General features: G+C 34.1%; 15 protein-coding genes, 10 tRNA genes and 2 pseudogenes. 22 read left to right on the forward strand and 5 right to left on the reverse strand.

Going from position 1 to position 20,838, the window contains the following annotated elements:
• Positions 1-6: 6 nt before the first annotated feature.
• The 9 genes from Q9B79_RS21505 (at position 7) to Q9B79_RS21545 (ending at position 840) form a co-directional block, all read left to right on the forward strand.
• Positions 7-82 (forward strand) — tRNA-Phe (locus Q9B79_RS21505).
• Between the two features lie 18 nt (positions 83-100).
• Positions 101-176: transfer RNA gene (locus Q9B79_RS21510), tRNA-Thr, on the forward strand.
• 10 nt (positions 177-186) lie between these two features.
• Positions 187-270 (forward strand) — tRNA-Tyr (locus tag Q9B79_RS21515).
• Between the two features lie 7 nt (positions 271-277).
• A tRNA-Trp gene (locus Q9B79_RS21520) sits at positions 278-351 on the forward strand.
• A 19-nt stretch (positions 352-370) separates the two neighbouring features.
• Positions 371-446: transfer RNA gene (locus Q9B79_RS21525), tRNA-His, on the forward strand.
• A 63-nt stretch (positions 447-509) separates the two neighbouring features.
• Positions 510-584: transfer RNA gene (locus Q9B79_RS21530), tRNA-Gln, on the forward strand.
• Positions 585-588: 4 nt separating this feature from the next.
• A tRNA-Gly gene (locus Q9B79_RS21535) sits at positions 589-663 on the forward strand.
• A gap of 14 nt (positions 664-677) precedes the next feature.
• A tRNA-Cys gene (locus Q9B79_RS21540) sits at positions 678-748 on the forward strand.
• A 10-nt stretch (positions 749-758) separates the two neighbouring features.
• Positions 759-840, forward strand: a tRNA-Leu gene (locus Q9B79_RS21545).
• A gap of 231 nt (positions 841-1,071) precedes the next feature.
• On the opposite strand, the pseudogene Q9B79_RS21550 reads toward Q9B79_RS21545, so the two are convergent.
• Positions 1,072-1,391, reverse strand: a pseudogene (locus Q9B79_RS21550) (DUF3884 family protein).
• Positions 1,392-1,708: 317 nt separating this feature from the next.
• Between Q9B79_RS21550 and Q9B79_RS21555 the strand changes: the two are divergent.
• The 13 genes and pseudogenes from Q9B79_RS21555 to Q9B79_RS21615 all read left to right on the forward strand — a co-directional run.
• Complete coding sequence (locus tag Q9B79_RS21555) at positions 1,709-2,428, forward strand: YebC/PmpR family DNA-binding transcriptional regulator (RefSeq protein WP_001974580.1); 720 nt, start codon at positions 1,709-1,711, stop codon at positions 2,426-2,428.
• 150 nt (positions 2,429-2,578) lie between these two features.
• Positions 2,579-3,040, forward strand: coding sequence for an NUDIX hydrolase (locus Q9B79_RS21560; protein ID WP_306187475.1), 462 nt, complete (start codon positions 2,579-2,581; stop codon positions 3,038-3,040).
• A gap of 583 nt (positions 3,041-3,623) precedes the next feature.
• Positions 3,624-4,400, forward strand: coding sequence for a transglycosylase domain-containing protein (locus Q9B79_RS21565; protein WP_306187477.1), 777 nt, complete (start codon positions 3,624-3,626; stop codon positions 4,398-4,400).
• A gap of 187 nt (positions 4,401-4,587) precedes the next feature.
• Complete coding sequence (locus tag Q9B79_RS21570; RefSeq protein WP_000841312.1) at positions 4,588-5,238, forward strand: DsbA family protein; 651 nt, start codon at positions 4,588-4,590, stop codon at positions 5,236-5,238.
• A gap of 114 nt (positions 5,239-5,352) precedes the next feature.
• Positions 5,353-5,426 (forward strand) — tRNA-Gly (locus Q9B79_RS21575).
• Between the two features lie 198 nt (positions 5,427-5,624).
• Positions 5,625-6,767 carry a tRNA epoxyqueuosine(34) reductase QueG gene (gene queG, locus Q9B79_RS21580; protein ID WP_306187480.1) on the forward strand — a complete coding sequence of 381 codons (1,143 nt, stop codon included), beginning with the start codon at positions 5,625-5,627 and terminating at the stop codon, positions 6,765-6,767.
• 44 nt (positions 6,768-6,811) lie between these two features.
• Positions 6,812-7,699: an amidase domain-containing protein gene (locus Q9B79_RS21585; protein WP_306187483.1), complete on the forward strand. Its 888-nt coding sequence runs from the start codon at positions 6,812-6,814 to the stop codon at positions 7,697-7,699.
• Between the two features lie 58 nt (positions 7,700-7,757).
• Complete coding sequence (gene trmL, locus Q9B79_RS21590; protein ID WP_000538147.1) at positions 7,758-8,246, forward strand: tRNA (uridine(34)/cytosine(34)/5-carboxymethylaminomethyluridine(34)-2'-O)-methyltransferase TrmL; 489 nt, start codon at positions 7,758-7,760, stop codon at positions 8,244-8,246.
• Positions 8,247-8,374: 128 nt separating this feature from the next.
• Positions 8,375-10,444 (forward strand): sensor domain-containing protein, encoded by a 2,070-nt coding sequence (locus tag Q9B79_RS21595; protein WP_306187486.1) that lies wholly within the window; start codon positions 8,375-8,377, stop codon positions 10,442-10,444.
• Positions 10,445-10,834: 390 nt separating this feature from the next.
• Positions 10,835-12,730 (forward strand): PrkA family serine protein kinase, encoded by a 1,896-nt coding sequence (locus Q9B79_RS21600; protein WP_000353283.1) that lies wholly within the window; start codon positions 10,835-10,837, stop codon positions 12,728-12,730.
• A gap of 447 nt (positions 12,731-13,177) precedes the next feature.
• Complete coding sequence (yhbH, locus tag Q9B79_RS21605) at positions 13,178-14,353, forward strand: sporulation protein YhbH (RefSeq protein ID WP_000503513.1); 1,176 nt, start codon at positions 13,178-13,180, stop codon at positions 14,351-14,353.
• A gap of 129 nt (positions 14,354-14,482) precedes the next feature.
• Positions 14,483-17,434, forward strand: a complete 2,952-nt coding sequence (locus Q9B79_RS21610; RefSeq protein WP_306187489.1) for a leucine-rich repeat domain-containing protein — start codon at positions 14,483-14,485, stop codon at positions 17,432-17,434.
• Between the two features lie 120 nt (positions 17,435-17,554).
• Positions 17,555-17,725, forward strand: a pseudogene (locus tag Q9B79_RS21615) (GNAT family N-acetyltransferase); the annotation flags it as partial.
• A 45-nt stretch (positions 17,726-17,770) separates the two neighbouring features.
• Here Q9B79_RS21615 and Q9B79_RS21620 read toward each other — a convergent pair.
• Genes Q9B79_RS21620 through Q9B79_RS21635 form a run of 4 tightly spaced genes read right to left on the reverse strand, consistent with a single transcriptional unit; the run spans position 17,771 to position 20,725 of the window.
• Positions 17,771-18,631 (reverse strand): transporter substrate-binding domain-containing protein, encoded by an 861-nt coding sequence (locus Q9B79_RS21620; protein ID WP_306187490.1) that lies wholly within the window; start codon positions 18,629-18,631, stop codon positions 17,771-17,773.
• Complete coding sequence (locus Q9B79_RS21625; RefSeq protein ID WP_306187491.1) at positions 18,628-19,395, reverse strand: amino acid ABC transporter ATP-binding protein; 768 nt, start codon at positions 19,393-19,395, stop codon at positions 18,628-18,630. The genes Q9B79_RS21620 and Q9B79_RS21625 overlap by 4 nt, the downstream gene beginning before the upstream one ends.
• A 30-nt stretch (positions 19,396-19,425) precedes the next feature.
• Complete coding sequence (locus Q9B79_RS21630; RefSeq protein WP_306187492.1) at positions 19,426-20,079, reverse strand: amino acid ABC transporter permease; 654 nt, start codon at positions 20,077-20,079, stop codon at positions 19,426-19,428.
• A complete protein-coding gene (locus Q9B79_RS21635; RefSeq protein WP_306187494.1) occupies positions 20,060-20,725 on the reverse strand; it encodes an amino acid ABC transporter permease in 666 nt (221 codons plus the stop codon). Before Q9B79_RS21635 ends, Q9B79_RS21630 begins: the two co-directional genes overlap by 20 nt.
• Positions 20,726-20,838 lie beyond the last annotated feature (113 nt).

Raw genomic sequence — 20,838 nt, forward strand, 5'->3', positions numbered from 1 at the left:
TAATAAGGCTCGGTAGCTCAGTCGGTAGAGCAGAGGACTGAAAATCCTCGTGTCGGCGGTTCGATTCCGTCCCGAGCCACCATTTATCTTAATCATATACGCCGGCTTAGCTCAATTGGTAGAGCAACTGACTTGTAATCAGTAGGTTGGGGGTTCAAGTCCTCTAGCCGGCACCATGTAAGTTTCGGAGGGGTAGCGAAGTGGCTAAACGCGGCGGACTGTAAATCCGCTCCTTCGGGTTCGGCAGTTCGAATCTGCCCCCCTCCACCATTTACATAGGGGCATAGTTTAAAGGTAGAACTGAGGTCTCCAAAACCTCCAGTGTGGGTTCGATTCCTACTGCCCCTGCCAAATATATTTATACAACATGGCGGTTGTGGCGAAGTGGTTAACGCACCGGATTGTGGCTCCGGCATTCGTGGGTTCGATTCCCATCAGTCGCCCCATTTTTATTTTAAAAATTACAAATAATCTAATGGATACTTACATATAATTAAGTAAGAATTCGATGGGCTATAGCCAAGCGGTAAGGCAACGGACTTTGACTCCGTCATGCGCTGGTTCGAATCCAGCTAGCCCAGCCATTTTGCGGAAGTAGTTCAGTGGTAGAATACAACCTTGCCAAGGTTGGGGTCGCGGGTTCGAATCCCGTCTTCCGCTCCAATAAAACTTTATATGGCGGCATAGCCAAGTGGTAAGGCAGAGGTCTGCAAAACCTTTATCACCGGTTCAAATCCGGTTGCCGCCTTTTCTTTTGTGCCGATGTGGCGGAATTGGCAGACGCGCACGACTCAAAATCGTGTTCCTTCGGGAGTGTCGGTTCGACCCCGACCATCGGTATCACGAACGGCGTAATAAAAAATCTCTATACTAATTGTATAGAGATTTTTTGTATTTTCATTAGACGGTAAAATAAGCACTAAAAGTATGCGGAAGGTCGTGTGCGGTGAGTAAACGTAGAACATTATTAATAGAAGCAGAATTAAAACTGGCAAAGACTACGAAAGATTAACAGGATAAAAACGAATATTCATTTTTATCCTGTTAATTCCATTATTCTTTTCAAGCACTCTAGAGCGAATTTCTCCACCCAGGTGGCATAAAGTTAAATCCGACACCACCAGTAGATATTAGTACATTATTAACGGTTAAGTTTGTAATTTCTAAAAACCTCTTTTCAAACTCTGCTCTGTTGTACTTGTACATAGTTGATTGGCACGCCCACATGTGCGTTGAAGTACTCAACCAGTCTCCTAATTCCTTTAAACCAGGAAACGACTCGAATTGAATTGGTGCGTCTAATTTCATGAATCTCACTTGATAGATAGTTGGGTTTAGCTTTTCTCCTATTCCTTTAAGACCATGTGTGTTTTTTCGTTTGAATGTGTCATAATTCTCCCTCATTTCCCCTTTAAATTTTTTCCTATTTTTATTATACAACAATAGAAAGAAGATATAGGAATATTATGGAAAATGATATCAGCTTTTTTGTTAAATTATACTATGTGCTTCTAAAATTCGTAATAAACGTAGGAATTCATGTATAATATAACTTGTCGAAAGAACAAAATGATAGTGATTTATATTATGTCTGTAATATGAATCAAAGATGAACTTTTTATATTTCTTTTAAAAATGTGTTGAATACACATTATATTTCATATTAATATTTTTATGTAGATTTAAAACGGGAAAGAGAGTGGAAAGTATGGGTCGTAAATGGAATAATATTAAGGATAAAAAAGCATCAAAAGATGCAAATACAAGCCGTATATACGCGAAATTTGGACGTGAAATTTATGTGGCAGCAAAACAAGGCGAGCCAGATCCAGAATCGAACCAAGCGCTTAGAGTTGTATTAGAACGTGCGAAAACATACAATGTTCCAAGAACAATTATCGATCGTGCAGTTGAAAAAGCAAAAGGCGGTTCAGAAGAAAATTATGATGAACTTCGTTATGAAGGATTCGGACCAAATGGATCTATGGTAATTGTAGATACACTTACGAATAACGTAAACCGTACTGCAGCAGATGTACGAGCTGCATTTAGCAAAAACAGTGGTAATATGGGTGTGAACGGTTCTGTAGCTTACATGTTTGATGCGACAGCTGTTATCGGCCTTGAAGGTAAAACATCAGATGAAGTTCTTGAAATTTTAATGGAAGCAGACGTGGATGCACGTGATATTCTTGAAGAAGAAGATGCTGTTATCGTGTATGCTGAGCCTGACCAATTCCATGCAGTACAATCTGCACTTAAAGATGCTGGTGTTGAAGAATTCACAGTTGCTGAATTAACAATGCTTGCACAAAGTGATGTAACACTTCCTGAAGATGCACAAGCGCAATTTGAAAAAATGGTTGATGCATTAGAAGATTTAGAAGATGTGCAACAAGTTTATCACAACGTAGACTTAGGAGAATAATACGATAGAAGCCCCTTTTCGTTTAACGGATAGGGGCTTCTTTTTATGAATGTGATTAAGAGGATGAATTAGTAAAGGTATTTCGTTGTAGACAGGGAATATGCTTATAGGGATATGTGAAATATTCATTATTGCTAGGAGGTTTTTAATATGGAACATAAAGCACCAAAGCATATCGTTGCTGTAGCAGGTTATTTAACAAATGAAAAAGACGAGGTGTTATTAGCTAAAGTACATTGGAGATCGGATACGTGGGAGTTGCCGGGAGGGCAGGTAGAAGAAGGAGAAGCGCTCGATCAAGCAGTTTGTAGGGAAATGCTTGAGGAAACGGGATTAACTGTGAGGCCTATCGGTATTACAGGAGTTTATTATAATGCTTCTATGCATATTCTAGCTGTCGTTTTTAAAGTAGCATATATGAGTGGTGAAATAAAAATTCAACCTGAAGAAATACAAGAGGCTAAATTTGTTGCTTTAAATGAAGAGAACATAGATGAGTATATAACGCGTCCTCATATGAAATCCAGAACGCTTGATGCGATGAGAACAACGCATTGTATTCCGTACGAAACGTGGGAAGTGCAGCCGTATAATTTAATAGGTAGATTGTAAAGAAAAGAGTAGCTGGTTTGAGATACAATCAAATCACTACTCTTTTTTGTATACTGTTTAAGAAAAAGGTCAAAATAATAATAGTGCTAGTATTGATTTTGAGAACATTTGTTCTGTATAATGTATGATATATTGTATACATTTAGATTACTAGATACTTACAAATATATATATTTGTAGATGATATAATGAAAATAGGATGTTTTAATAGGGGAATATAATAGGCTTAAGGTATGCTCTGTTATTGGTTTAGCATAATCTATATTCAATATTTCAGATGAATAGTAGATAAAAAAAGACTGTGATACAATACTTTTTTATCCCGCTTTAATGGGCAGTAAGCCCCCCACCTCAAAATGCAGCGAAAGCAAAGAATTTAGGTGGGGGTCGGGCTGCCCATAAAAGTCCGATTGGTGAGGGCTAATAATCAGTGGGGGATGAAGAAAACCCCCACTGATTAAAGTTTCACTTTATACCTTACAATGATGTAAGGTACGTGTAAGAGAAATCGATGGGATGTTTTTTTACAACAAGGTATTCTTAAAGTAAGAGTTATACACTGTGTGGAAAAGAGGTGTTCAAGATGAAAGAACGAGTATTATCTAGGATGAACTATCATCAAAAAGTTGCATTAAATCCAATGACTAAATTCTTTTATAAAGCCATTATATTATTATTATTGTTAAGTTGTACGTTATTATTCGTTGGAAATGTGATGATCGAGCAAAGTGATATTAGTAAATTACATGTGCCGGCTAAGTTAGAGGTGCCAGAATCATTGACACATGCATTTATTGCGACAGAAGATAAAAGGTTTTATCATCATAACGGTTTAGATTATATAGCGATTGTTAGAGCGTCTGTCGAGAATATAAAAGCTGGTGGTGTTGTACAAGGTGGAAGTACAATTACACAACAGTTATCCAAAAATGCTTTTTTAACAAATGAACGTACATTTTCTCGTAAGTGGAAAGAGATTTTCTATACGAAAAAGATTGAACGTACATTTACGAAGGATGAAATTTTAAAATTGTATGTAAGCAATATTTATTACGGAGAAGGAGCATGGGGAATTGAAAAAGCGGCAAACCTTTACTTCGGTAAAAAGGTAAGTCAATTAACGCTAGCTGAAAGTGCGATGATGGCTGCTGTAGTAAAGGCACCTGCTTATTACTCACCGGCACAAAATTATGATAAGGCCGTAGAGAGACGAAATGTCGTTTTGAGATTGATGGAGAAAGAAGGCTATATTAATCATGATGAGTATGTGCAAGCAGTTAGTGAGAAGTTAGTAATTCGTCATGATATAAAAACAGAGCAGTCGATGTTAAATAGTGCTCGTGAAAAAGCAGTAAGCTAAAGGAAGTTCCTACATAGGAGCTTCCTTTTTTGAATAAATTGTGACAAATTGTGACACAATATCGTCACAATTATTGTATTTTTGTAATTTATGTGAGCGTGTTCATTGCGTGACGTATATAAGTGTTGATATTATGTGTATTGTGTACAATGCTGTATACAGAATATGAATTTAAAGAGGAATGTATATGAAATCAAATAAACTCATGGCTCTTGGTATAGTTTTTTCTATCGCAGTATTGATTGTAATCGGAACAATTGCGTATAGCATCATAAATGACAAAAAAGATAAAGGGAATGAGATGTTTGCTTATTCCACACAACAATCTTTAGGGAAAGATGATGCCCCAGTTAAGGTAGTTGAATTTGGAGACTTCAAATGTCCTGCTTGTCGTACTTGGGATGTAACAGTATTACCACGATTAAAAGAAGAGTATATCGATAAAGGTAAAGTGCAGTTATACTTTATTAACTTCCCATTTATCGGAAAAGACTCTGATTTAGGTGCAGCGGCTGGTGAAGCAATTTATAAACAAGATAAAGATTCATTCTGGACTTTCTATGATGAGATTTATCAAAGTCAAAAGAAAGATACGGAAGAATGGATTACAGAAGAACTGCTTCTTAATATTGTGAAAGAGAAGCTTCCGAAAGTTGATGTAGCACAATTTAAGAAAGATTTACACAGTAAAGAAATAAAAGAAAAAGTACGTAAAGATTCAGATCGTGCTCAAAAATTAAAAGTTCAAGGTGCTCCTTCAGTATATGTAAACGGGAATCTTGCAAACCCTGATTTCGACAGTATGAAGAAGGCCATTGATAAAGAATTGAAAAAGTGATGAGTATCTCATCACTTTTTCGACTTTTTTCGATAAAATTCTTGCTTCCGCTTTTTGTACATGCTATACTACTTTACATAAGTTATTCTAATATCTTATATGTATTTCATATTTGCGGGTGTAGTTTAGTGGTAAAACAAGAGCCTTCCAAGCTCTGGTCGAGAGTTCGATTCTCTTCACCCGCTCCAAATTTTATTAAATGTTTTTCTATAAATTGTGATCAACGCAGTGTTTCGTTTCCGAGATAAACGAGGCATTGCGTTTTTTAATGTTTGAAAAACATAATTGTATGCGAAAATAGAAGTAAAGAATAGTATTCAAAAAGTGAATTGCTAACCAATAGATCGTTACATAAAGGATGGATTCATCTGAGGAGGCGATTAAGAATGGATTTTGAACAATTAAAGCAAGATGTAATTGCGTATAGTAAAACAATTGGTATAGATAAAATAGGCTTTGCTAGTGCCTCACCATTTGAGGAATTAAAGCAGAGGCTAATCCAGCAGCAACAATTAAATTATCAATCTGGATTTGAAGAGTCTGATATAGAAAAGAGAACGAACCCACAGCTGTTACTACCTGGTGCAAAATCAATTATTGCGATTGCATTAGCGTATCCTTCAAAATTAAAAAATGCACCATTAAGTAAGCGCGGAGAACGTCGCGGTATTTTTTGTCGTGCCTCTTGGGGACAAGATTATCATCTTGTTTTACGAGATCGTTTGCAAAAATTAGAAGCATATTTAATCGAAAAACTTCCCGATATAGAAGTTAAGTCGATGGTTGATACGGGTGAATTAAGTGATCGGGCTGTTTCGGAGCGTGCCGGCATTGGATGGAGCGGTAAGAACTGCGCCATTATTACACCTGAATTTGGTTCATATGTATATTTAGGAGAAATGATTACAAATGTGCCCTTTCCACCAGACCAGTCGATAGAAGATCAATGCGGGAGCTGTACAAAATGTATTGATGTTTGTCCTACAGGTGCTTTAATACAAGGAGGACAGTTAGATTCGAAGAAATGTATTGCATTTTTAACACAGACGAAAGGATTCCTACCGGAAGAATACCGCGACAAAATAGGAAATCGTATTTATGGATGTGATACATGTCAGACAGTTTGTCCGAAAAATAAAGGAATGGATTTTCATAATCATCCTGAGATGGAACCAGACCCTGAATTAGTTAAGCCGTTGTTAACACCACTTTTAACAATTAGCAATCGTGATTTTAAAGAGAAATATGGAATTATGTCTGGTTCATGGAGAGGTAAAAAGCCATTGCAACGAAATGCAATTTTGGCACTTGCACATTTTAAAGAGGCATCAGCAATTCCTGATTTAATTGGTGTGATGAAAGACGATCCAAGACCGGTACTTCGCGGAACAGCAGCATGGGCACTTGGGAAAATTGGTGGGGATGGTGTGGGCGAAGCTATTGAAAAAGCGATGCAACGTGAGAAAGATGAAGAGGTTCTCCATGAAATGAATCGAGGACTGGAATTGTTAGCGCAGAAAAAAGAGTAGATAATATCTCCCTTTGTCATATTGTAATATGGGAGGGAGACGAAATGGTTGTAAAAATAAATATTGAAAAGCAAGTACAACAATTTTTAGCATATATAACAGAGAAACGAACAAATGTAGATGGTATTGCTGAAGACTTATTACAAATAGCACAAAGAAAGAAACGATTATTTCAAAAGCGTAATGCAGAGATAGTGAAAGCAACTGCGGATGTTTCTTTCATGAGACAATTAAATAATAGCAATCATCAAGAAATTGATTATCAAATACATTTTAAATATTTAATTAAGCATAAAGAATTATTTTATATCGAAGAGGAACAACTAAAACGAAGAGTTTGTTTAAATAATAGCCAGGTAATAGGTGATTATGCTATTGAAGTGCCAGAAGCAGTTGGGATGAGTGAGACATTAGAAAGGGAAGTTACAAAAGAGAAGTACGGTTCTTATCAGTACAACCGGTTAGAGGCAGTTAAATATGCAGAGCGTTGGTGGGATGATCGAAACCCTGTATATCGTAATTTCCCTGATAATTGTACGAATTTTATTTCGCAATGTCTTCATACTGGAGAAGTACCAATGAATGGATATCCTAACATTCGCAAAGGATGGTGGCAAAGGGAGAATCAGTGGAGTTGGAGCTGGGCTGTCGCACACTCTTTTTATTGGTATTTGTCAGGTGCTACAACAGGACTTCGAGCTGAAGCTGTAGAAAGGCCAGAGGACCTTATTCTTGGTGATGTCATCGCTTATGATTTCGAGGATGATGGTAGGTGGAATCATACGACGATTGTAGTAGCAAAAGACGCAGATGGTATGCCACTTGTAAATGCACATTCAGCGAATAGCCGTCGGCGTTATTGGAACTATGAAGATTCTAGTAAATATACACCACAAATGAAATATAAATTCTTTCATATTATTAATGGGTAGAGATTTTTCGTTCAAGTGGTATAATACTTAGTAGACAAAAAACAGAGGTGAATATCGCGTGGGAGTACATGTTGTTTTATATCAACCAGAAATTCCAGCAAATACAGGGAATATTGCTCGTACTTGTGCAGCAACTGGAACAGAATTACATTTGATTAGACCGCTTGGATTTTCAACGGATGATAAAATGTTAAAGCGTGCAGGATTAGATTATTGGCAGCACGTGAAAATTACGTATTATGATTCAATTGAAGAGTTTTATGAGAAAAATAAAGACGGTGAGTTCTTCTATTTAACAAAGTATGGCGAGAAAGCTCATACAGCGTTTGATTATAGTAAACGTGAGAAGGATTACTACTTTGTATTTGGTAGAGAAACAAACGGCTTACCAGCTAATGTAATCGAAGAAAATTTCGATCATTGTTTACGTATTCCAATGACTGATAAAGTGCGTTCATTAAATTTATCTAATACAGCAGCTATTTTAATTTATGAAGCATTCCGTCAACAAAATTATCCAGGATTAGATTTAGAAATTGTTTATTAAAAGTCGCCATATGGCGACTTTTTTTCTAAAAATAAAAATAATATGTAATCATACATTTAAAAAAGGATACATATTCATATAGAATGGGGATATATGAATAAAAATAGATCAGACGGGTTGAGATAAATATGAAGGAACGATATAGTAATCAAAATACCTTTTTAAGTATGATAGATATGGATTTAATAAGAAGAGGATTATTACATGCTATTCAAGATTTAGTATTTATTGTGAAAGTTATGGATGATGAAACCTTTAAATATATTTATGTAAATAAGATAGGTATGGATTATGCGAAGCTAAGCGAAGAGTGTTATGGAAAAACGTTTTCTGAAGTATTGCCGGAAGATACGGCAGAAATATTGCAAGTGCAATATGCAAAAGTAGCGAGCGAAGCAAAAGCACATACCTTTTGTGATGTAGTTAGTTTACCAACTGGTAATTTACATTATGAATCTTCACTTAATCCTGTATTTGATGAAGAAGGAGTATGTCAGTTTATTATTTGTATTACGAGGGATATTACAGCTCAAATTGAGGAGAAGATTGAAATAGAAGAAAAACAAATGTTGTTCAAGTCATTACTAGAATATAATAATGACTCTATTATATCTATAGATTCTATAGGTAGAATTACATATGCAAATCCAGCAACGTATGAAATATTTGGATATCGATATGAAGAATTAAACAATAAATTTATTTTTGAATTTATTAATAAAGAATATGAAAAAGATTTTCAAATTATATTTAAAGGATCCATGCAAGGAAAAGCGAAGCAAATTGTTTCAAAGAAATATGTTCATAAAGAAGGGTACGAGCTCTATATTTCTTTGAGAACTATTCCAATTATTGTGAATGGTGAAATTGTTGGAGTTTATATTGTTACGAGGGATGTTACAAGGCAAGTATTAAATGAGATGAGAACGGAATATTTAGCTTATTATGACCAGTTAACAGGATTAATGAATAGAATTTCATGTACAAATAAGTTAAATTGTTTTTTAAATGAGAAGATAGATTTTGCGTTTATCTTTATAGATTTAGATGAATTTCATCTTATTAATGATACTTTTGGTCATAAAGAAGGAGATAAAGTATTACAAAAGGTGACAGAATGTTTAAGCAGTATCCAAATAGGCGGTATGCACTTATTTAGAGAGCACGATGATCAATTTGTTATGTTAATAGAAAATATAACGAAAGAACGTGTAGAGGTAGTTGCAAAAAGCATATTAAAAAAAATTAGTGAACATTTTGTAATCGAGGAAGAGGACGTGTATTTAAGTGCGTCAATCGGAATTGTAATGGCTCCAACAGATGGAGAAGATGAAAAAATATTATTCCAAAGAGTTGATGCTGCTCTGGAAAAAGCGAAAGAAAAAGGAAAAGGGTATTATCATTTTTATTGTAATGGATTAGATTGTGAGCGTGAACAAAGATTTATAATAGAAAACCAATTACATCGTGCTATAGAAAAAAATGAATTCTTTTTATATTATCAGCCGCAAATTAATATTGAAAAGAAAAAAATAGCTAGCATGGAAGCTTTAATAAGGTGGAAAAATAAAGAATTAGGATTTGTCTCTCCTAATCAATTTATTCCGCTGGCAGAAAGAACAGGTTTTATTATTAAGCTTGATGAATGGGTAGTAAATGAAGTGTGTAAGCAAATACGTGAATGGTTAAATAAAGGATATGAAGTTGTCCCGATTGCAGTTAATATTTCAGCCAGACATTTTCGTTCTATCACATTAATAGAGATGATTACACGAGCTTTACATAAGTACAATGTACCAGCTCATCTACTAGCAATAGAGGTTACAGAAGGAGCCCTTATACATAAAGACATATCGAAAAGAGTATTGCTACAATTAAAAGAACAAAATTTAAAGATTCATTTAGATGATTTTGGGACGGGATATTCATCTTTAAGTTATTTGAAAACTTATCCAATTGATACGTTGAAAATTGATCGTTCTTTTATGGAAGGTATACATGTAGATGAACGCGATACGAATATTACAGCTGCAATTATTCATTTAGCTCATACTTTGGAATTAAATGTAATTGCAGAAGGAGTAGAAAAAGCGGAACAAATACAATTTTTGAAAGAAAAGAATGTGAAGCTTGTACAAGGTTATTACTATAGCAAACCACTATCAAAATGTGATGTGGAAAATATATATTATAAATAATTTATAAAAAAGTGATGTGCTTTTAGCACATCACTTTTTTTGTGTCCCAGGTTTATCATTGTAACCAGATGTAAAAATAGCTGTAAGAAATGTGAGTGATACACCTAAAATTAATAATAATTTCATACTAATATCCCTCCTATTTTTCAGTTTACGAATCTGAAATATGAATCGAAATGTATGTAATGTTCTTGGAAGAAAAGAATTTATTTAAAATGAATAGAGGTGTAAAAACTTTAATACCTATATTATACAGAATTTTCTTTGAATTTTGGAGAGAATTTTATAGCACAACTGTATATTTCATTTTGATTTAAAGAATGTTTGAGGACATCCTAGCATACCTTTTATAATAATCCGATTGAACAAGGAGATGGGGGAGGAGCTATAATGGATATTCTAAAAAAAATTGAACAGCATCGAGAAGCAGAAGAACGCTTACAATGGGAAGGTACGTTTGCGGAGTATTTAGAGCTTGTGAAGGAAAGACCATGGGTGGCTCAAACAGCACACTCTCGCATTTACAATATGATAAAAGATGCTGGAATTGAAGAAGTAGATGGTAGAAGAAAGTATAATTTCTTTAGTAATCAGCTATTTGGATTAGAGGATGCTTTAGAACGTCTTGTAGAGGAATATTTTCATCCATCTGCAAAACGATTAGATGTTAGAAAACGTATTTTATTATTAATGGGTCCTGTTAGTGGAGGGAAATCAACATTAGTTACGATGTTGAAACGAGGATTAGAAACATATTCACGAACAGATCGAGGAGCAATTTTTGCAATTAAAGGATGCCCAATGCACGAAGATCCGCTTCATTTAATTCCGCACCATTTACGGGATGATTTCTTTGATGAGTATGGAGTTAGAATTGAAGGTAATTTATCGCCTCTCAACGTGATGCGTCTAGAACAAGAGTATGGTTCAAGAATTGAGGATGTCGTTGTAGAGCGTATTTTCTTCTCGGAAGATCGTCGTACAGGGATTGGTACATTTAGCCCATCTGATCCTAAATCACAAGATATTGCGGATTTAACAGGTAGTCTGGACTTTTCAACTATCGCAGAATATGGTTCAGAATCAGATCCACGAGCATATCGTTTCGATGGAGAATTAAATAAGGCAAACCGTGGGATGATGGAATTCCAAGAGATGTTAAAATGCGACGAGAAGTTCTTATGGCATTTATTATCGCTTACGCAAGAAGGGAATTTCAAAGCAGGAAGATTTGCGCTTATTTCAGCAGATGAATTAATTGTAGCGCATACGAATGAAACGGAGTATCGTTCTTTCATAGCAAACAAGAAAAATGAAGCATTACACTCAAGAATTATTGTAATGCCTGTCCCATACAATTTACGAGTGAGTGAAGAAGAACATATTTATGAAAAAATGATTCGTGAAAGTGATGTATCCAATGTTCACATTGCACCACACACACTTCGCGTTGCAGCAATGTTTACCATTTTAACTCGTTTAAAAGATCCGAAGCGTCCAGATATTGATTTAATTAAAAAGATGCGTTTATATGATGGAGAAACGGTAGAAGGTTATAATGCGATTGATGTAGAGGAGCTACAACGTGAATATCAAGATGAAGGCATGAGCGGTATTGACCCTCGTTATGTGATTAACCGAATTTCTTCTACAATTATTCGAAAAGAGGTACCATCTATTAACGCATTAGATGTACTTAGATCGCTAAAAGACGGGTTGGATCAGCATCCGTCAATTAGTAATGAAGATCGAGAGCGTTATATGAATTTCATCTCATTAGCAAGAAAAGAATATGATGAAATTGCGAAGAAAGAAGTACAAAAAGCATTTGTGTATTCATATGAAGAATCGGCGAAGACACTTATGGATAATTACTTAGATAACGTTGAAGCATATTGCAATAAATCAAAATTACGTGACCCATTAACAGGTGAGGAAATGAGTCCAGATGAAAAGCTAATGCGCTCAATTGAGGAGCAAATTGGAATTTCAGAAAATGCTAAGAAAGCATTCCGTGAAGAAATTTTAATTCGCATCTCTGCTTATGCGCGTAAAGGAAAACGCTTTGATTATAACTCACATGAGCGCCTTCGCGAAGCGATTCAGAAAAAACTATTTGCTGATTTAAAAGATATAGTGAAAATTACAACATCAACGAAAACACCAGACGAAAATCAGCTTAAGAAAATTAATGATGTTGTTGCACGCTTAATTGATGAGCATGGCTATAATTCTTCATCTGCGAATGAATTATTACGCTATGTAGGTAGCCTGCTAAACCGATAGTTTGATAACAAAACGCTGTCTCTTGTATTTTGCGGGACAGCGTTTTATTATCCATTCATATGTGTAAAGTGTCATACCTTGTCCAAATATAATAAATTAAGATGCAATTTTATGAATTTATTGTCAATTATTTTTACAATATGCATATGATAGAGTAACCAACCATTCATACGAAAAAAGCCAACACAATACAATATGTTGCAAAGTGTAAATGTGTGCAACTATGCATTGTGTTTCTTTCTTATCAAAGGCTGAATGATTCTTTTCTAGTATGTGAGTGGCAAAATTTTGTTTAGGATGCTCGGAATATTATATGAAAAACGTTATATATGTTTATGGGATGATTTTCGATGGGCAGTTACTTTTCATTCTAGCTGGCACAGTATAAAACAAAATTTCTAGATTGCTGTTCATATAGGAAGACAATTACAGTAAGGAGGGAAAGAAATGGGTGAAGAAAACCAACCAAATTATACGATTTCACAGGAAAACTGGTCCCTCCATCGCAAAGGATATGACGACCAACAACGCCATCAAGAGAAAGTACAAGAGGCAATTAAAAATAATTTACCCGATCTTGTAACAGAAGAAAGCATTGTTATGTCTAATGGTAAGGATGTTGTAAAAATACCGATTCGCTCTTTAGATGAATATAAGATTAGGTACAATTATGATAAAAACAAACATGTTGGGCAAGGAAATGGTGATAGCAAAGTTGGTGATGTCGTTGCGAGAGATGGATCAGGTGGTCAAAAGCAAAAAGGACCAGGAAAAGGGCAAGGAGCAGGGGATGCGGCTGGAGAAGATTATTATGAAGCTGAAGTTTCTATTTTAGAATTAGAGCAAGCATTTTTCAAAGAATTAGAATTACCTAATTTAAAGAGAAAAGAAATGGATGAAAACCGAATTGAACATGTTGAATTTAATGATATTAGAAAAACAGGATTATGGGGCAACATCGATAAGAAAAGAACGATGATATCCGCATATAAACGAAATGCGATGCGTGGTAAAGCATCTTTCCATCCAATTCATCAAGAAGATTTAAAGTTCCGCACTTGGAATGAAGTATTAAAGCCAGATTCAAAGGCTGTTGTATTAGCGATGATGGATACGAGTGGATCGATGGGAATATGGGAGAAATATATGGCACGGAGCTTCTTTTTCTGGATGACGAGATTTCTACGCACAAAGTATGAAACAGTAGATATTGAATTTATTGCCCATCATACGGAGGCAAAAGTAGTTCCAGAGGAAGAGTTTTTCTCAAAAGGAGAAAGTGGCGGAACAATTTGTTCCTCTGTATACAAAAAAGCACTCGAGCTAATTGATAATAAATATTCACCAGACCGCTATAATATTTATCCATTCCATTTTTCAGACGGTGATAATTTAACATCAGATAATGCTAGATGTGTAAAGCTTGTTGAAGAGTTGATGAAGAAGTGCAATATGTTTGGGTATGGGGAAGTGAATCAGTACAACCGCCACAGCACCCTCATGTCAGCCTATAAAAATATTAAAGATGAGAATTTCAGATATTATATTTTAAAGCAAAAAGCAGATGTATTCCACGCGATGAAGAGCTTCTTTAGAGAAGAATCAGGAGAGAAAATGGCATAACCCCTTAAAGAAGGGGTTATTTTTTTGTAAACTTTTTATTTTTCTAGTTGACAATGAAAATGAAAATCATTATCATTTATTCGAGATATGATTACATTTAAATTTATATATTTTGGAGGAGATGTAAAGTTGAAAAAAAATAAAAGAAAACATATAAATGCGATGATTATAGCTGCGGCGTTATCACTTCCATTTGCTGCGTACTCAACGCCTGCTTTAGCAGCCGTAGCAATTGAGATGAATAAATCTGGACATACTTTAGAAGATGGTACATATGATGCTGTTATGAAAGCATATAAAGATAAAACGAATGAAGAGTCTATGGCAGCTGTTTATATAAAGAACCCTAAGTTAACAATTGAGAATGGAAAGAAAATCGTAACGGCAACGTTAAGTGATAGTGATTTCTTCAAATACTTGAAAACAGAGGATATTCACACTCCTGGTGTGTTTCATGATGTAAAGGTCATATCAGAAGACAAAAAGAAGAATGGGAAGCAGGTTATTCAATTTGAAGTTGGAGAATTAGGAAAAAGATATAATATGCAAATGCATATTTATATTCCGACAATGGCCTATGATAATAAATATCAAGTGCAGTTTGAAGTAAATATTTTAAATTTAGAAAACAATGTTCCAGAAAAACAAAAGGAAAATAAAGAGGATAAAGTGGATCAACAGGATGAAAGCGGAAATGTAATAGTAGATAAGCAATTACAAAGGCATATTAATAAATATAATTTAAATAGAGAGAATCTAAATACGCCAATAACTAAGGAAGATTTATTAAAAGTTAAATCTTTAATAGTCGTCGAAGCTAAAAGTAAAGGAATAAAAGACGTAAGTGGTCTAGAATATATGACGAACTTAGAAAACTTAACGTTGGAAGAAGTTAAGTTAGAAAATATACATTTTATCTCGGGTTTGAGACAATTAAAATCATTAAGTATAACTTATAGTGAACTTAATGATATTGGACCTTTAGCTAAGTTAGAACATATTGAGAGTTTAAGTTTGAGAAACAATAAAATTTCAGATTTAAGCCCATTGAGTCAAATGAAGAAGATTAAAATGCTAGATTTAAATAGTAATTATATAAAAGATATTAAACCATTATTTAAATTAACATCCTTAAAGACTTTGACAGTAGCAAATAATCAAATTAGTAATGCTAATCTTGCTGGGATTGAGCAATTAAAAAACATAAAAAAATTATCTTTAAGTAACAATGGACTTACTAATATTGAACATCTTACACCAATGAAAAAATTAATAGAGTTAGATCTTGCTAAAAATGAATTAGAAAACATCGAACCTTTATCAAAATTGTCTACTGTACAATCGCTTAATTTAGAAGAAAACTATATTTCAGATATAACCCCACTTAGTCAATTAACAGGTTTATATGATTTAAAGCTAGGGTCAAACGAAATTCGTGATGTTAGACCGGTTCAAGAGTTAGGAAAAAGAATGTACATTGATGTTCAAAGACAAAAAATCTTTTTAGATGATGTAGAAAAAGATAAGGAAATTAAAATACCTATCTATAATTTACGAGAAGAGCCACTCGATACTATTCAATTAAAGAATGGAGATGGAATAGTTAATAATGGTTCTGTTAAATGGATTACTACCGGTGAAAAAACATACGAATTTATGTTAGATATAAAGCCAGAAGAGAATCGTATTAAGTTTAATGGAACAGTGATTCAAAATGTTGTTGAAAGGTTAGATGAAATAAAAGAGGATAATGAACAAAAGGAAAATGTAATTCTCGATAAAACTTTACAACAACATATTAATAAAGAGAGTTTAGGTAGAGAGAATTTAAACGCTCCTATCACAAAAGAAGATTTATTACAGATTAAAAAATTAGAGGTACTTAAAGAAAAAGGAAAAGAGATAAAGGATATAACAGGGTTAGAGTACATGACGAACTTAGAAAAACTCACTTTAGAAGGAGTAGGTTTAAAGAATATCGAATTTATCTCGAACTTAGAAAAGTTGAACGATGTGAATATATCTCATAATCAAATTGAAGATATAAGCCCATTATCTTCATTGAAGAATTTACAGTGGTTAAATCTTACGGATAATCATATCAAAGATGTATCAGTTTTTGGCTCAATGTTAGACCTACTTAGTTTAAAATTAGCTGGAAACGAGATTCGGGATGTAAGGCCGTTAATACAATTAGGTCAGTGGTTTACAATTGATGTGGGAAGACAAAATATCATTTTAAATGATGCAAAAATAAACGAAGAAATTCAAGTTCCTATATATAATTTAGAAGGAGAAAGTATTGAAAATATTCAATTGGCAAGTGAGGGAGGGATGTTTAATAACGGGGTAATAAAATGGAGTACCCCAGGTGAAAAGGTGTATAAATTTGATTTGGATTCTGATGAAATTAGTATAATTTTTAACGGAACGGTAATTCAAAATATAATTGAAAAAGAAGAAGTGAAAGAACCAGTAAAAGAAGTTGAAGAACCGAAAGAAGAAGTAAAAGAGCCAACAAAAGAAGTTGAAGAACCGAAAGAAGAAGTGAAAGAACCAGTAAAAGAAGTTGAAGAACCGAAAGAAGAAGTGAAAGAACCAGTAAAAGAAGTTGAAGAACCAAAAGAAGAAGTGAAAGAACCAGTAAAAGAAGTTGAAGAACCAAAAGAAGAAGTAAAGGAACCGTCAAAAGAAGTTGAAGAACCGAAAGAAGAAGTAAAAGAGCCAACAAAAGAAGTTGAAGAATCGAAAGAAAAAGTAAAAGAACCAGCAAAAGAAGTTGAAGGATCAAAAGCTAAGGTAAAAGAACCAACAAAAGAAATGGAAGGTTCAAAAGACGCATTAAATCAATCAGTAGCAGTTCAAGACCAAAGCGTGAACAATCAAGCTGTGAAAGAAAAAGTAGTAGAGAATCAAAACGTGAAAGAGAATAAACTAGCTGTTAATAAGCAAGAAGAAAGTAAGAAATCATTAGGAGCAACAGGTGGACAAGAGAATACATCAACATTACTTTCAGGCATAACGTTAGTTCTTTCAGCACTGAGTGTGTTTATATTTAGAAAGAGATTATTTAAGAAATAAAAACGTTTTATTTTATTATAACGTAAGATTATTATATGAGTTTTTGAGAAGACATTATCATGGCGATTTCATTTTGAAATATGCTTACGATGATGTCTTTTTTAGAAGGAGATAAATGGAAAAGGTGTCGGAGAGCGGTTATTACAAGCTGCAATTCAGTATATTTTCTCCTTCCAAGGGATGAGAGAGATAGTATTATGTTTGAATACGAATAATGAGCGTGCGATGAGATTGTACAAGAAAGTAGGCTTTGAGGAAAAAGCATGTTTACAACACTATATAATAGAGTAAAACCCCATTCGTATGAAATATATTTTTCATACGAATGGGGTTTATTTAATTTACTTTGCCGCCCTCAGTAATAACGGATGCAGGACTAATTTGAGGACCGAATTCTTCTTTTAAATGTTTGTCATATAGTGTATGTAGGAAGTTTTCTTTTCCTAGTTTTTCAAGCTCCTTATTTACCCAATCATGCACTTCTTTGTTGCCTTTCTTCACTGCTATAGCAATTAAGTCATCTCCACCTAATTTGTCTTTTAATAAGTGGAATCCAGGGTTTTTGTTTGCCCAAGATAGAAGGACAAGATTATCTTGAGCATATGCATCAGCACGGCCATCTTTTAGTGCTTGTAACGCTTCTGTATTTTTATCAAATTTAATCAATTCTACGTTTTTCATATTCTTTGTTAAATAAATATCTGCAGTTGTACCCTTTGTTACAATTACTTTTTTTCCTTCTAAATCTTTTACTGATTGAATAGGACTACCGTCTTTAACAAGCACTTGTACAGCTACTTTTAAATGTGGATTTGTAAAATCAACTACCTTTTTTCGCTCATCTGTTGCAGTCATATTTGCTAATACAAAATCTACTTTATCAGATTGTAAGTATGGAATACGGCTTGCTGCTTCAACAGGAACAAATTTCACTTTTGATTCATCACCTAATAAGTCTTTTGCAAACTGTTTTGCCATATCAATTTCAAATCCAACATTTTTACCATCTTTGTCAACGTAACCGAACGGTGGTTTATCTGTAAAAACGGCAACTACTAGTTCACCGCGCTCTTTTATTTGCTCAATTTTCCCACTTGGTTTTGCCGAGGTTTTTTCTGTTTTCTTTTCATTTGAACCACATGCAACGACTAAAATAGAAAGCAGTCCGATAATAATAAATGTTAGTAATTTTTTCATATAATATCTCTTCCTTTCACCGTTTCAATATAGAAAAATTGATTTAAGAAATGTTGCGCACGCTCTGTTTGTGGGGATGTGAAAAAAGTAGTTGGATCTCCTGTTTCACAAATTTCTCCTTTATCCATGAAAATAATTCGATCAGCAACAGCTTTTGCAAATCCCATTTCATGAGTGACGATTAGCATTGTCATACCTTGTTTAGCTAAGTTCATAATGACTTCTAATACTTCTTTGACCATTTCAGGGTCTAATGCAGCTGTTACTTCATCAAATAAAATGACTTCAGGATTCATACAGAGAGTGCGAACAATTGCAATACGCTGTTGTTGCCCGCCAGATAACTCTCTTGGATAGGCATCTTTTTTCTCTAGTAAACCTACCTTTAGTAATAATTGTTCCGCTTGCTTCAATACTTCATTTCTATTTCGTTTTTGTACTTTTAGAGGACCGAGTAAAATATTTTCTAAAACAGTCATATGCGGAAATAAATGATAACTTTGAAAGACCATTCCGATTTTTTGACGAAGTTTTTGCCAGTTAACATCGTTTTTCGGAAGGGGAGCGTTATGAAAAAGCATTTGCCCACTTTGTATATCCTCAAGACCATTTAAGCATCTCAACAATGTACTTTTTCCGCAGCCACTTGGTCCTAAGATAACGATGACTTCTCCGGAAGATACTTGTAAGCTAACGTCTCTTAAAACAGGGTTATCACCATATGACTTATAGATGTTTTGTAATTGTAACAATGGAGCAGTCATATTTCTTCTCCTCTCAAACTATTGAATTGTCTATATCCATCTTGTTTCTAATTTTCTTGACCAAATAGATAATGGATAGCAAAGTAAGAAATAAAAAATAAATAAGCAGCCATATATAAGAAATGCTTCTCCTGTTCGCTCCACAATTTGCTGCCCAGCTTTTATGACTTCAGTTACACCAATTAAAACGGTCAAAGATGTTGTTTGAATAATACGAATGAAGATGTTTATTGTAGCTGGAATCATTCGCCGTATTGTTTGAGGAATGAGTACATATTGGTATAATTGCTTCTGATTCATTCCGATAGATTTTCCAGCTTCCACTTGCCCTTTGGGTAAGGACTGAAGTGCTCCTCTTACAATTTCTCCAATTTCTGTGATTCCCCATAATGATAGAGCTGTAATAGCAGCTACTGTACTAGAAACATCTATTCCAAGAGCGATTGGAAGACCAAAAAAGAAAAGAAACAACCAAACAAGGATTGGAATAGAACGAAATAATTCAATATAAGTTCTTGAAATGAATCTTAAAATAGTAGTCTTTGATGTACGAATAATTCCAAATAGAATGCCGCCAATTGTACTAATGATAATAGTAAATAATGCAATTAATAATGTTTGTTCTAGTCCCTTTAGCAATTGCGGGAGCGATTCTATTAGTAGATTAATGCCCGAATTGCCCATAACGATTTCTCCTTTCTAACCAAGATAGTAGAAATGATAGTGGTACAAACAGAAAGATATAGGAAGTAGTTAACATGATGAGCATCTCAGATGTTTTGTAATAAATTGAGATCAAATTTGTTGTTGTATACAACAATTCAGGAACAGCGATTGCAGAAACGATAGATGTTTCTTTTAATAAAAAGATAAAATTTGCAAATAAGGCTGGTGCAGAAATAGTTGTAGCTTGCGGTAAAACTACAAATCTAAATAGTTGCCATTTATTTAATCCGATGGCATATCCTGATTCTACTTGGCTTTTGGATATTGAATCGAGACCAGATCGAATGACTTCTGTCATATACCCACCACCTAAAAAGCACATTGCAAGTAAGGCGATTGAAAAATTAGATAATGTAATACCTAATGATGGTAAGCCGAAATATAAGAAAAATAATTGAATGAGTAAAGGTGTATTTCGGGCTACTTCCACATAAGTACGAATGAATGTATGTAGAATGCGAATTCGAAAGAATAGAATTAAACCATTTATACTCGCAACAAGTAATGAAATGATAATGGCGATACATGCAATCTTTAAAGTTAATAGTGCACTATCTAGAAATAGTGGGATTTGTTCCCTCATAAAATTAATGTCTATTTCCACATGGACAACCTCCTTTCATTTAGATATCAAGAAAAAAAGATTAATTGTTAGTAAAAAATGTAAAAAGATTCAATTTATTTCCTTTATAATAACATATAATTCATATAAAACAA

Source organism: Bacillus sp. MHSD_36 (assembly GCF_030757775.1).
Taxonomy (GTDB): Bacteria; Bacillota; Bacilli; order Bacillales; family Bacillaceae_G; genus Bacillus_A.